This window comes from Microbacterium sp. NPDC089321 (assembly GCF_040684935.1).
Classification (GTDB): Bacteria; Actinomycetota; Actinomycetes; order Actinomycetales; family Microbacteriaceae; genus Microbacterium.
Genome location: NZ_JBFBGX010000001.1, coordinates 582,256 through 595,240, shown reverse-complemented (window position 1 = coordinate 595,240; position 12,985 = coordinate 582,256). Strand labels below are relative to the sequence as shown.

Genomic DNA, 12,985 nt, shown 5'->3' with positions numbered 1-12,985 from the left:
GAGTTCCGCGGACCCGGATCCCCGATCCCGTCGGATCGCGCAACGCGCCAGCCGATCGGCATCATCATGACGTGCCCGCCGGACAGTTCAGCGGGGCATAACGATCGCGTCAGCGATCAGATCAACAGAAAGCAGAAGCACATGGCCACTGGCACTGTGAAATGGTTCAACTCGGAGAAGGGCTTCGGCTTCATCGCTCCCGACGACGGCTCGGACGACCTGTTCGCGCACTTCTCGGCGATCCAGAGCAACGGCTACAAGGAGCTCACCGAGAACCAGAAGGTCGAATTCGACGCTGAGCGTGGCCCCAAGGGCATGCAGGCGGCGAACATCCGCCCGCTCTGATCTGAGCATCATGAACCGGCCGGGGCCTTCGGGCTCCGGCCGGTTCTGCGTTCCGGGGGCGCGGATGCAGGGCATCCGGCCCCGCGGTCCTCAGAGAACCAGCCGGTACCCCATGCCCGACTCGGTGAGCAGGTGCTCTGGCCGTCCCGGCTCGCGTTCGAGCTTCTTGCGCAGCTGCGACATGTACAGCCGCAGGTACCCGGAATCGGTCACCTGGTCGCTGCCCCAGATCTCGCGCAGCAGTTCGAGGCGGGTGACGAGGGCACCGGGATGCCGGCAGAGGTGCTCGAGCATGCGCCATTCGGTGGGGGTGAGATGCACGGGTGCTCCCGCGCGCGTCACGAGGGTCGCGGCGAGATCGACGACGACATCGCCGAACAGCACCACCGACTCCGTCGCCTCGCCCGCTGGTGCGGCACGGCGGGCGAGGGCTCGCAGCCGGGCGAGCAGTTCGTCGACCTGGAACGGCTTGGTCACGAAGTCGTCGGCGCCGGCATCGAGCGCATCGATCTTGTCTGCCGACCCGGTGCGGCCCGACACGACGATGATCGGGGCGCGGGTCCAGCCGCGCAGGGCGTGGATCACCTCCATGCCGTCGAGTCGGGGCATGCCGAGGTCGAGCAGGATGATGTCGGGATGCGACTGCGCGGCGAGCGTGACCGCCTCGGCGCCGTCGGATGCTGCGATCACGTCGTACCCGTGCGCGCCCAGGGTGATGCGCAGGGCCCGCACCAGCTGCGGGTCGTCGTCGGCGATGAGCAGCTTCACTCCGCATCCTCCCTGCGAGAGGCCTGGCGCGGAACGGGATGCGATCCGGATGCCGTGGCGAGCGGCAGCGAGATGACCATGGTCAGTCCTCCTCCGGGGGTGTCCTCGGGGATGAGGGTTCCGCCCATGCCCTCGGTGAACCCCTTCGACAGGGCGAGGCCGAGCCCGAGGCCGGTGGTGTTGTCGGTGTCGCCCAGGCGCTGGAAGGGGGCGAACATGCCCTCCTGCCGTGCGGCGGGAACCCCGGTGCCGCGGTCGATGACCCGGATCTCGCCGGAGCGACCGCGGCGGGCCGTCGAGACCACGACGGGCTCGCCGTCTGGTGCGTGGCGGTGCGCGTTCGCGAGCAGGTTGACGAGCACCCGCTGCAGCAGCACCGGATCGGCCTGCAGCGGGGCGAGCGCGGGGTCGAGCTGCAGCTCGACCTCGGACGGCGGCAGTCCGAGCTCGTCGAGGGCCGCGAGCACGGTGTTCTCAGCATCGGTCTCGGTCAGCGACACGGCGAGGACGCCGGCCTCGACCCGGCTCACGTCGAGCAGGTCCGTGATGAGCGTCGACAGGGTCGTGAGGCTCTCGTCGGCCGTGGCGAGCAGCTCGTCGCGGTCGGCGGGTGAGAGCTCGTGCGCTCCGCGCAGTCCTCCGACCGCGGCCATGGCCGACGCGAGGGGGCGTCGGAGGTCGTGGCTGAGCGCCGAGAGAAGGGCGCTGCGCACCTGATCGGTCTCGGCCAGCGCCTCTGCCCGCTGGGCGGTGGCGCTGAGGTCGGTGTGCTCGATCGCCGCCCCGAGCTGCGCGACGATCACCTCGAGCAGGCGTCGTGCGGGGGCATCCAGCGGGCCGCCGTGCAGTTCGAGCACGGCCCCGGGGGCTCCGTCGCCGTCGCGGCCCACGTCGACGGTCGTGAAGCGGCCGTCCCGCACCGGTTCGCCGTCGACGGCGAGCACCTCGCCGCTGCTCGCCACGAGCCGCACGCCACTGAGCCCGAACGCCTCCCGGGCACGCGAGATCAGCGCCTGCACGGCATGCTCGCCGCGCAGCACGTTTCCCGCCACCGACACGAGCAGCTCGGCCTCGGCCGTCGCACGCACCGCTGCGCGCCCCCGGCGGGCGGCGACGCTCACGATCAGCCCGACCAGCACCGCGATCAGCACGTAGAGGGCGAGCGCCACCGCGTGCAGCGGATGCGCGACCGTGATCGAGAACTGCGGGGCGACGAACAGCAGGTCGAGCGTGAGCCCCGAGAGCACGGCCGCGAAGACCGCGGGGAACAGGCCCCCGATCAGAGCGACCACGACGACGAGCAGCTGGTACCAGAGCACCTCTGCGGTGATCGACTCGGGGCTGCGCAGCAGGAACAGCATCCACGTCAGCAGCGGCCCGCAGACCAGCGCGACCGCGAAGCCGGCGACCTGACGTCGCCAGCCAAGAGCGACGCCGGTGACGCGAGGCAGGATGCCCCGCGCGCCGACCGTGCTCCCGCTGCTCATGAGTGCCCTCCCGTTCGCATCCTAGACGCGGCCTCCTCGCCGACGGGTCCGGCAGCGTCACGAGCATCCGGATGCCAGGCATCCCGGCCCTGACCCGCATCCGCATCGGCATCGGGGGCACCGGCGGGGCGCTGGGCGCGGCGGCCCGCCGCCACCATCGGGCGGCCTGCCCGCTCCTGCCCGGGTACCGGGCGGGAGCGCCTGCCGTAGATCAGCTCCGACGAGTCGAGCAGCCAGGGCACGAGCGTGATCGAGACCCCGTGCACGAGCATCAGTTGATTCGCGATGCGCCGGGCGCGGCGGTTATGCAGCAGCGCCTCCCACCAGTGGCCGACGATGTACTGCGGCAGGTACACCGTCACGACGCTCGAGCCGTGCTTCTCGCGGTACCGCTCGATGAACTCGGCCACCGGCTGCGCGTACGAGCGGTACGGCGAATCGAGGATGACCAGCGGAACCGGCATGCGCCGCGTGCTCCACTCGCGCTGCAGCTGCCTGCCGTCTTCGGCGCTGAGGGCGACGTGCACCGCCAGCGTCTTCGAGTGCTCGGCCGCGATCGCGTAGTCGATGGCCTTCAGCACCGGCTTCTGCAGCCGGTTGACCAGGATCAACGCGACGTCGCCGCTCGAGCCGAAATGGTCGGAGTCGTCGATCGCGATCTCGTGCTCGACGTCGCGGTAGTACCGCTTCACGCCCATCATCAGCAGAGCCAGCAGCGGGATGGCGAAGAACACGAGATACGCGCCGTGGGTGAACTTGGTGATCGTCACGATCACGAGCACGAGCACCGTGAGCGTCGCCCCCGCCGAGTTGATCACCAGGCCCGTGCGCGCCGAGCGCCTCGCCGAAGCGGCATCCGCTCCCGCGGCCTGCCCTGTCTCGCGCAGCATCCTCCGCCAGTGGCGCACCATGCCGATCTGCCCCAGCGAGAACGACACGAACACGCCGATGATGTACAGCTGGATGAGCGTGGTCAGCTGCGCACGGAACACGATCAGCACCGCCATCGCGCCTATGCCCAGCAGGATCATGCCGTTCGAGAAGACCAGGCGGTCGCCACGGGTGTTCAGGGCCTTCGGCGCGTAGCCGTCGCGGGCGAGCACCGCCCCGAGCAGCGGGAATCCGTTGAACGCGGTGTTCGCGGCCAGCAGCAGCACGCAGGCGGTCGCCGCCTGGATCAGGTAGAACGCGATGCTGCCCCCGCCGAACGTGGCCGACGCGACCTGCGCCATGAGGCTCGGCTGGGGAGAGGTGCAGTCGAAGCCGATCAGCTCGCACGGGTTCTCGGCGTAGTGCACGCCCGAGATCAGCGCGAGGGCCGTGAGCCCCGCGAACAGGCAGATCGCGATCGTGCCCATGAGCGTGAGCGTCATCTGGGCGTTGCGCACCTTCGGCGCGCGGAACGCCGGCACGCCGTTCGACACGGCCTCGACCCCGGTGAGGGCCGAGCAGCCGCTCGAGAACGCCCGCAGCACGAGCAGGATCACCGCGGCCTGACTGAGATCCTCGGCGTGCACGCCGAAGCCGGCGCTCGAGGCGACGGGCGGGTCACCGAGGAAGGTCCGGATCAGGCCGGTGACGATCATGACGCCGACCGAGCCGATGAAGACGTAGGTGGGGATCGCGAAGACGAGGGATGCCTCTCGCACGCCGCGCAGGTTGATCACGATGATCAGCACGACGAACCCGACCGCCAGTTCGACGCGCGCAGGGTCGAGCTCGGGGATCGCGGAGATGATGTTGTCGACCCCGGATGCCACCGACACCGCCACCGTGAGCACGTAGTCGACGAGCAGTGCGGCGGCGACGGTCACGCCCGGGATCTCACCGAGGTTCTTCGACGCCACCTCGTAGTCGCCGCCGCCAGACGGATACGCCTTGATGAGCTGGCGGTAGCTGAGCACCACGACGGTCAGCAGCACCACGACGGCACCCGCCACCCAGGGAGTGAAGCTGAGGAACGCCAGGCCGCCGAGCGCCAGGATCATGAGCAGCTCCTGCGGGGCGTACGCCACTGAGCTCAGCGCGTCGGACGCGAAGATCGGCAGGGCCATGCGCTTGGGCAGAAGCTGCTCGTCGACCTGCTCGCTGGTGAGCGGGTCGCCGATGATCAGGCGCTTCGCGATCTGCGGCGCCTCAGAGAGGTCTTTTCCATCCACGGCACGAGACGCTACGCGCGCCGCGACGGCCGCATCCGGATCCTCACGCTTTCCCTACGGGCGCGACCGCCGTCCTCACATGATCCATACGGCCGGGCCGGCCCGGCGAGGGCCGCCCCGGCGGGCTCAGCGCTTGCGGCTGCCCTGCAGCGGCACCGGTCCGGTGACGCTCAGCTCGTCCTCCCAGCACTGGATGCCCGTGACCTCGGGCATCCGCTCCCGGGTGAAGACGGGGTCGAGCCCCGCCCGGCGCTGGTCGAGGTAGTCGCGCAGCAGCTTGAACGCGACTCCGGACAGCAGGGCGATCGCGATCAGGTTCACGATCGCCATGATGCCCATGATGCTGTCGGCCGTGTTCCAGATCAGGTCGGCCGAGGCGATCGACCCGAGGAACACGACGAGCACGACCAGGGCGCGGTAGCCCTGCAGCACACCGCGGTGCGCGCGGATGAACTCGATGTTCGACTCGCCGTAGTAGTAGTTGCCCAGGATCGAGCTGAACGCCAGCAGGAAGATGATGACGCTCAGGGCGATGTTCGACCACGACCCGAGCGAGCTGACCAGCGCGTTCTGGGTGAGCACGATGCCCTGCTCGGCGTTCTGGAGATCGGGGGTGGCGACGAGCACGATGAACGCGGTGATCGAGCACACCAGGAACGTATCGAAGTAGACGCCGAGCGTCTGCACGAGGCCCTGCTTGACCGGGTGCGTGACGGCCGCGGTCGCGCCGGCGTTCGGGGCCGAGCCGAGACCGGCCTCGTTCGAGAACATGCCGCGCTTCGCGCCGATCATGATGATGGTCCCCAGCGCGCCGCCGGCGACCTCCTTGGTGCCCCACGCCTGTGTGTAGATCGACGCGAACACCTCGGGCAGGCGCTCGATGTGGATCGCGACGATCACGAGACCGAGGATCAGGTACAGCAGCGCCATGAGAGGCACGACCGCCTGCGACACAGAGGCGATGCGGCGCACGCCGCCGAAGATCACGAGTGCGGTGAGGCCGGCGAGCACGGCGCCGACGACCCACGGGATCCAGGTGACGTCGCCGCCGAAGCTGCCGGAGACCGTGGCGCTGATCGTGTTGGCCTGCAGCGAGTTGAACGAGAACGGGAAGCACAGGATGAGGATCACGGCGAAGACGATGCCCATCCACCGGGCCTTCAGTCCGTGCTGCATGTAGTACGCGGGTCCGCCGCGGAAGCCGTCGCTGTCGCGCACCTTGTAGGTCTGGCCGAGGGTCGACTCGATGAAGCTCGAGGCCCCGCCGATGAACGCCATCGTCCACATCCAGAACACCGCTCCGGGGCCCCCGATCGCGATGGCGGTGCCGACGCCGGCGATGTTGCCGACGCCGACCCGGGATGCCGCCGAGATCGTGAACGCCTGGAACGCCGAGACCGACTGCGGGCGCCCGTCGGCATCGGTCGGCGTGCGGTCGGTCAGCGTGCGGAACATCTCGGGGATGAGCCGGAACTGCACGACGCCCGAGCGGAACGTGAAGTAGAGGCCGAGCAGCACCAGGATGGGCAGCACCGCCCAGGTCCAGAGCTTGTCGCCGAAGAAGAGCACGAAGTCGTTGAGTGCGTCCATGCCGACCAGTATTCAGGGCGCCGTCGTCGGAGGGGAGCAGCGCCAGGCGGAATCGGGCGACCGGGATTCTGGTTGGATGTGTTTGTGAAGACGACTGACGAATCGCGCCCCGCCGGCTTCGGAGCGCTGCTGTGGCTCGCCCTCGCGACGTTCTCGATGGGAATCGACGGCTATGTGCTGGCGGGCCTGCTGCCGCAGATCGCCGATGATCTCGCCGTCAGCGAGGCCGCCGCGGGTCAGCTCGTCGCCGTGTTCGCGCTCACCGCCGCTCTCGCCGGTCCCGTGCTGTCGTCGTTCACCGGGCGCTGGGAGCGCAAGCTCGTGATCTCGCTGTCGCTCGGCGTCTTCGTGCTCGGCAACCTGCTCATCGCGGTGTCGGCGAACTACGCCATGGCGATGGCCGGTCGCGTCGTGTCCGCGCTCGGCGGCTCGCTGCTCAGCGCCGTCGTCAGCGCCTACGTGCTGGCGAAGACCGCGCCAGAGCGTCGGGGCCGCGCGCTGTCGTTCGTGCTCGGCGGCTTTCTCGCGGCGACCGCGCTGGGCGTGCCCGTCGGTCTCGTGATCGGTCAGGACGACTGGCGCCTGCCGCTGTTCCTCGTCACCGGCGTCGGCGCAGTCGCGCTCATCGGCATCCTGATCAACGTGCCGCGGCTGCACCTGCCCTCGCTCACCCTCCGCCAGACGCTGAGCCCGCTCGCGCGCCCCGCGGTGATCGGGTCGATCTTCGTCGCGACCGGCATCATGTGCGCGAGCTACCTGTGCTTCACTTACGCGACGCTGATCTTCGAGCCGCGGGTGGGAGCCGGCGGCCCCATCATCGCCGCGATGTTCGGCTACGGCATCGTGAGCCTCGGCGGCAACATCCTCTCGGGCCGCATCACCGATCGCATCGACCCCAAGCACGTGATCGCGCTCATCATCGGCATCCTGATCGTCGTCGCCCTGCTCGGCACCGCCGGACTGCTGCTGCCCGGCGCCGCCGGCGGGGTCGCCGCCTTCGCGTGGTTCTTCGGATGCGCCTTCTTCAACGGCGGATCCGGCGTCGCCCTGCAGTCGCGCCTCGGCGACATCGCCCCCGACTCGATGTCGCTCGTGCTCGCGCTGAACGGCAGCGGCATGCAGCTCGGCTCCGCCCTGGGCGGGATGCTGGGCGGCGCGCTGCTGGCATCCGGTGTTCCGGCCGACGGCCTGCTGCCCGCCTCGGCCGTCGTGCTCGCGGTGACGATGGGCCTGCACCTGCTCGTCTCACGCGCCGCCCCCCGCGCCACCGCCCTCCGTCGTTGAGAAACCACATCGCGCATGAGAAACCACAGCGCGCATGAGAAACCACGCGTGCGCGTGCTGCTCACGCAGAAAGTGGTTTCTCGCGCAGAAGGTGGTTGCAGGCGGATGCTAGGCGCGGGCGGTGGTGCCGCGCACGATGAGCTCGTAGGGCAGGTCGGTCGAGGCCGCGGCATCCGGTTCGCCCTCGAGCTGCGCGAGGATCGCGCCCGCCGCCCGCTCGCCCTGCGCGAGGGGGAACTGGTCGACGGTCGTCAGCTGGAAGAACTCCCCGAGCTCGTGCCCGTCGATGCCGACGATCGAGAGGTCCTGCGGAACACGGAAGCCGAGATCGCGGGCGGCGAGCAGGGCTCCGACGGCCATCTCGTCTGAGGCGGCGAAGATCGCCGTCGGGCGGGGGCCCGGCCGGCCGAGCAGCTGCTTGGCCGCGCGGAAGCCGCCGTCGACGGTGAAGTCCGCCGGCTCGAGGAACGTGTGCTTCGCCGTGATCCCCGCGTCGGCCAGCGCCTGCTCGAAGCCGAGCCGACGGCGCGTGGGCACATGGAAGTCGATGTCGAACTCGGGGTTCGCACCGATGTGCGCGATGTCGCGGTGACCGAGCCCGATCAGGTGCTCGGTCGCCAGGCGCGCGACCGCGGTGTCGTCGACCGTCAGCGTGCGAAGACCAGGGTTCGGGCCGCCGATGCCGATCACGGGCAGACCCAGGTCGAGCAGCTGTGCCGTCTCGTCGTCGTCGAGCTCGATGGAGACCGCGATCACGGCATCCACCCGCTGCCGGCGCAGGAACGTCGAGAAGACCTCCCGCCGCACGGCGGCGTCGGCCGTGATGTTGTACAGCGTGACGTCGTAGCCGGCGCGCATCAGCGCGCTGGTCGCCCCAGACAGCACGGTGCTGAAGAACCAGCGGTCGAGGAAGGGCACGATCACGCCGATGTTCTGCGTGCGGCCGGATGCCAGGCTCGACGCGCGCGACGAGACCACGTATCCGAGTGATTCGGCCGCCGAGCGCACGCGCTCGCGCGCGCCCTCGGAGACATGCCCGCGGCCGCTGAGCGCGCGCGACACGGTCGCGGTCGAGACGCCCGCGAGCTTCGCCACCTCGTCGATGCTCACCATGTCGTCAGCCTTTCGCGCCCGCTGCCGTGAGAAACCACTTTCCGCATGAGACACCACGCGAGGCGCGGTGTCTCACTCAGAATATGGTTTCTCACGCTCAGGGACGGCACGCTCAGGGCCGGTGCGCTCAGGCGCGGGTGAACCAGGCGGCGGTGTTCGGGGGCAGCGCGGTGCCGGCGAACGGCTCGCTCTGCACGACGAAGGTCACGTCGTCGCCGAGCTCGATGGGCTGCTCGCCCAGGTTCGCGACCACGTGCAGCTCGCCGCGGTGGAACGCCACGGCCGAGGCATCCACGTCATCCCACACCAGCGAGCCCGAGCCGAGCCCGCGCTCGCGGCGCTCGGCGAGCAGGCGCTTGTAGAGGTTGAGCGTCGACTCGGCGTCGCCCTCCTCGACGTCGCGCGCGAACGTCGCCCACTCCGCAGGCTGCGGCAGCCACGAGGCGCCGGTGTCGTTGAAGCCGAAGGCGGGCCCCGACGCCGTCCACGGCAGCGGCACGCGGCAGCCGTCGCGGCCGTAGCGCTCGCCGTTGGTGCGGAACCAGGTCGGGTCCTGACGGAACTCGTCGGGGATCTCCATGGCCTCGGGAAGGCCGAGCTCCTCGCCCTGGTAGACGTAGGCCGAGCCGGGCAGCGAGAGCATGACGGTGGTCGCGGCGCGGCCGCGCGAGAGGCCGATGGCCGGGTCGGGCTTGCCCTTCGAGTTCGGGCCGATGCCGTCGCCCTGCGGGCTGTCGGCGGTGAGCGCGAGGCGCGAGGCGTGACGGATCACGTCGTGGTTCGAGAGCACCCAGGTGCTGGGAGCGCCGACGCTGCCGAACTCCTCGAGCGATTCGCGGATGACGAGGCGCAGCTCCTGGGCATCCCACGGCGTCATCAGGTACGGGAAGTTGAAGGTCTGGTGCATCTCGTCGGGGCGCACCCAGAGCGCGGTCTTCTTCAGCGTCGGCAGCCAGGCCTCACCGCACAGGGCGCGGTCGCCGTCGTACTCGGCCAGCACCTTGTGCCAGTCGCGGTAGATGTCGTGCACCTCGTTCTGGCCCCAGTACGGCACGTTCTCCTCGCCGCCGCCCATGGAGTCGGCGTCGGCGACGGGGGCGTAGTCGGGCAGGCCCGCCTCTTTCATCATCCCGTGCGCGACATCGACGCGGAATCCGTCGACGCCTCGGTCGAGCCAGAAGCGCAGGATGCTGCGGAACTCCTCTCGCACCTCTTCGTTGGTCCAGTCGAAGTCGGGCTGAGTGGCGTCGAAGATGTGCAGGTACCACTGGCCCGGGGTGCCGTCGGCCTCGGTCACGCGCTCCCACATGCCGCCGCCGAAGACGCTCTGCCAGTTGTTCGGGGGCAGCTCGCCGTTCTCGCCGCGGCCGTCGCGGAAGACGTAGCGGGCGCGCTCGGGGCTGCCGGGGGCGGCCTTCAGAGCCTCCTGGAACCAGGCGTGCTGGTCGGACGAGTGGTTGGGCACGAGATCGACGATGACCCGGATGCCGCGGGCGTGCGCCTCGTTCAGCATGACGTCGAAGTCGGCGAGCGTGCCGAACAGCGGGTCGACGTCGCGGTAGTCGGCGACGTCGTAGCCGGCGTCGCGCTGCGGGCTGGTCATGAACGGGCTCAGCCAGATGGCGTCGATGCCGAGGCTCTTCAGGTCGTCGAGACGGCTGGTGATGCCGGGGAGGTCGCCGATGCCGTCGCCCGAGGCGTCGGCGAACGACCGGGGGTAGATCTGGTAGATGACGGCGGTGCGCCACCACTCGGAACCGGGGGCTGCCATCTGCTCACGCTGCTGTTCACGCTGTGCCATGTGCTCAGGCTAGTGCAAGCGCTTACAGTTCTGCACGCGTCCGTGCGTCATGACCCCGGGAACACGATGTTCACGGGAGGCTCGCCCGCCAGCATCCGGTCGATCTGACGGCGGATGAGGCGAGCGATCCGGGGGTTCATCGCGGTTGATGCGCCCCCGCCGTGCGGCGTGATCAGCAGGTTCGGTGCGGTCCACAGCGGGTGACCGGAAGGCAGGGGCTCTTCCTCGAACACGTCGGATGCTGCGCGGATCGCGTTCGAGTGCAGGGCGGCGACCAGGGCATCCGTCTCGATCAGCGACCCGCGTCCGACGTTCACCAGCAGTGCGCCCGGTGCCATGCGGGCGATCCGCTCCGCGTCGAAGAGGTGGTGGGTGTCGTCGTTCGCAGGGAGGCTCAGCACGACGATCTCGGCGTGGGGCAGCAGTGCGTCGAGCTCGTCTATGCCGTGCACCGCCATCTCGCCGACGCCGTCGACGTGCTCGGTGCGCGCCGTGCTCGCCACCGCCGTCAGCTCGACCTCGAACGGCGCGAGCCGCCGGGCGATCGCCGTGCCCACGCCACCGAAGCCGACCAGCAGCACGCGTCGGTCGGCGAGGCTCTCGGCGAAGACGGGAGCCCACTCGCCGCGCTCCTGGGCGAGGGCGAAGCGCGGCAGCTGGCGCTGCGCGGCGATCATCATGCCGACCGCGAGCTCGGCGGTCGATGTCTCGTGCACGGTGGCGGCATTCGCGAACGGGATGCCGGAGGGCAGCGCCTCGGCGACGCCGTCGTAGCCGATCGACTGGCCCTGCACGAGCCCGATGTCGAGCCCGTCGAGCGAGGCCAGCATGCCGGGTCCGCCCATATAGGGAGGCACGACGATGTCGATCCGGTCGGCCGGGGCCGGTGAGCGCAGATCCCAGAGGCGCAGCTCGACGCCGTCGGGCAGGTCGCCGAGGCCCTCGGCGAGGCGGTCGGTGGGCACGGTGACGAGAAGGCTCACGGCTCGACCCTAACCCGTGGGTGCCGGCGGTCTCGGTATGGTCACGGAGATTGACAGACGGTGTGTTCTGTATACAAAATACTTAGGTTCGACTCGTGGCCGGAACACCGGCTCTTCCAATGATGAAAGAGGTGGCGGAATGTCCCGCTCCAAGTATCGGAAGTACCTCGCCGGCATCGCCGTCGGCGCGCTCGCCCTCGGCTTGGCCGCCTGCAGCGGAGGCGGCGGAAACGGCGGCGGCGTCGACGCAGACGGCAAGGCGACCGTCGTGTGGTCGACCTGGGGCACCGCAGACGAGCTCACCCGCTACAAGGAGTTCAACGAGGACTTCATGGACCGTCACCCCGACATCGAAGTGAAGTTCCAGCCGGTCGCCGGCTACGGCGACTACCACTCGAAGCTGCTCGCCCAGCTGACCAGCAACACCGCCCCCGACGTCTTCTACGTCGGCGACGACATGATCGGCCAGTTCGTCGACTCGAACCGCCTGATGCCCCTCAAGGAGCTGATGGACTCGAAGGACAGCAAGACCAAGCACGACGACTTCTACCCCGGTCTCTTCGGCGCCGCCGAGAAGGACGACGAGGTCTACGCCGCGCCCAACGACTCCAACCCCGACGTGCTCTGGTACGACAAGGAGGCGCTGAAGGCCGCAGGCATCACCGAGGACCCCGCCACGCTCGCCGAGAACGGCGAGTGGACGACCGACAAGTACCTCGAGATGAACGAGAAGCTGCACGACGCGAAGCTGACCGGCTCGATGTTCTGGAACTACTGGGCGACCCACTGGAGCTGGCTGTCGTCGCAGGGCGTCGACGCTCCGTACGACGACAGCGGCGCGTTCGTCGGCAACGAGGACAAGGCCACGGTCGACGCGATGCAGCAGCTCGGCGACCTCTTCCAGGACGGCACCTTCGTCGTGGCCGACACCCTTCCCGACGGTGCGGGCGCCGACAGTGTCTTCGTCACCCACAAGGCCGGCTTCTTCGTGCAGGGCCGCTACACGATCGGCACCGTCACGTCGGCCGGCGTGGAAGACTCGTACGACATCGTGCGCTGGCCCACGCCCGACGGCGAGCCGGCACCCACGGGCGTCGCCACCAGCTTCCTGGCGATCAACGGCAAGACCAAGGTCAAGGACGCCGCCTTCACCTTCTGGACCGAGTTCCTGAGCGCCGAGGGCCAGATCTTCCGCCTGAAGGGCGGCGGAAACGCCGTGCCGTCGATCAAGGGCGCCGACGAGGTCGTGCTCGAAGACGACTACCCCGCGCACGCCCAGACCTTCCTCGACATGCGCGACATCGGCTTCGAGGACTACCCCGCAGAGGCGCGCGTCCCCGGCCTGCCCGTCGCGATCGCCGAGGAGTTCCAGAAGCTCTACGAGGGCAAGACCGACGCTCAGCAGAGCCTCGACACCGTCGCGAAGCTGGTCGAGGAACGGTCGAAGAAGTAACC

Annotated in this window: 9 protein-coding genes and 1 pseudogene; 3 read left to right on the top strand and 7 right to left on the bottom strand. The window is 69.5% G+C overall.

What is annotated here, in order from left to right; translation table 11 throughout:
- Positions 1 to 141 precede the first annotated feature (141 nt).
- Positions 142 to 345, top strand: coding sequence for a cold-shock protein (locus tag AB0N59_RS02795; protein ID WP_363478389.1), 204 nt, complete (start codon positions 142 to 144; stop codon positions 343 to 345).
- Between the two features lie 90 nt (positions 346 to 435).
- Here the strand turns inward: AB0N59_RS02795 and AB0N59_RS02790 are convergent, their stop codons facing one another.
- From AB0N59_RS02790 to AB0N59_RS02775, 4 genes and pseudogenes are all read right to left on the bottom strand, one after another.
- Complete coding sequence (locus tag AB0N59_RS02790; protein WP_363478386.1) at positions 436 to 1,113, bottom strand: response regulator; 678 nt, start codon at positions 1,111 to 1,113, stop codon at positions 436 to 438.
- Positions 1,110 to 2,564: pseudogene (locus AB0N59_RS02785) on the bottom strand (ATP-binding protein); the annotation flags it as partial. The pseudogene AB0N59_RS02785 and the gene AB0N59_RS02790, both read right to left, overlap by 4 nt.
- Before the next feature lie 32 nt (positions 2,565 to 2,596).
- Positions 2,597 to 4,654 (bottom strand): APC family permease, encoded by a 2,058-nt coding sequence (locus tag AB0N59_RS02780; RefSeq protein ID WP_363481177.1) that lies wholly within the window; start codon positions 4,652 to 4,654, stop codon positions 2,597 to 2,599.
- A gap of 231 nt (positions 4,655 to 4,885) precedes the next feature.
- Entirely contained in the window at positions 4,886 to 6,349 is a 1,464-nt protein-coding gene (locus AB0N59_RS02775; RefSeq protein WP_363478384.1) for an alanine/glycine:cation symporter family protein, read from the bottom strand.
- Between the two features lie 84 nt (positions 6,350 to 6,433).
- Here AB0N59_RS02775 and AB0N59_RS02770 point away from each other — a divergent pair, with 84 nt between their 5' ends.
- Entirely contained in the window at positions 6,434 to 7,633 is a 1,200-nt protein-coding gene (locus AB0N59_RS02770; RefSeq protein ID WP_363478382.1) for an MFS transporter, read from the top strand.
- A 108-nt stretch (positions 7,634 to 7,741) separates the two neighbouring features.
- On the opposite strand, the gene AB0N59_RS02765 is transcribed toward AB0N59_RS02770, so the two are convergent.
- The 3 genes from AB0N59_RS02765 to AB0N59_RS02755 form a co-directional block, all read right to left on the bottom strand.
- Complete coding sequence (locus AB0N59_RS02765; RefSeq protein ID WP_204975412.1) at positions 7,742 to 8,746, bottom strand: LacI family DNA-binding transcriptional regulator; 1,005 nt, start codon at positions 8,744 to 8,746, stop codon at positions 7,742 to 7,744.
- A 127-nt stretch (positions 8,747 to 8,873) separates the two neighbouring features.
- Entirely contained in the window at positions 8,874 to 10,547 is a 1,674-nt protein-coding gene (locus AB0N59_RS02760) for a glycoside hydrolase family 13 protein (RefSeq protein WP_363478378.1), read from the bottom strand.
- 47 nt (positions 10,548 to 10,594) lie between these two features.
- Positions 10,595 to 11,530, bottom strand: a complete 936-nt coding sequence (locus tag AB0N59_RS02755) for a 2-hydroxyacid dehydrogenase (protein ID WP_363478375.1) — start codon at positions 11,528 to 11,530, stop codon at positions 10,595 to 10,597.
- Between the two features lie 139 nt (positions 11,531 to 11,669).
- Between AB0N59_RS02755 and AB0N59_RS02750 the strand changes: the two genes are divergently transcribed.
- Entirely contained in the window at positions 11,670 to 12,983 is a 1,314-nt protein-coding gene (locus AB0N59_RS02750) for a sugar ABC transporter substrate-binding protein (RefSeq protein ID WP_363478372.1), read from the top strand.
- The last annotated feature ends 2 nt before the right edge of the window (positions 12,984 to 12,985 follow it).

Coding starts and splice junctions, on each gene's coding strand:
- AB0N59_RS02775 (WP_363478384.1), bottom strand. CDS start 6,349: ATGGACGCACTCAACGACTTCGTGCTCTTCTTCGGCGACAAGCTCTGG.
- AB0N59_RS02795 (WP_363478389.1), top strand. CDS start 142: ATGGCCACTGGCACTGTGAAATGGTTCAACTCGGAGAAGGGCTTCGGC.
- AB0N59_RS02780 (WP_363481177.1), bottom strand. CDS start 4,654: ATGGCCCTGCCGATCTTCGCGTCCGACGCGCTGAGCTCAGTGGCGTAC.
- AB0N59_RS02760 (WP_363478378.1), bottom strand. CDS start 10,547: ATGGCACAGCGTGAACAGCAGCGTGAGCAGATGGCAGCCCCCGGTTCC.
- AB0N59_RS02765 (WP_204975412.1), bottom strand. CDS start 8,746: ATGGTGAGCATCGACGAGGTGGCGAAGCTCGCGGGCGTCTCGACCGCG.
- AB0N59_RS02750 (WP_363478372.1), top strand. CDS start 11,670: ATGTCCCGCTCCAAGTATCGGAAGTACCTCGCCGGCATCGCCGTCGGC.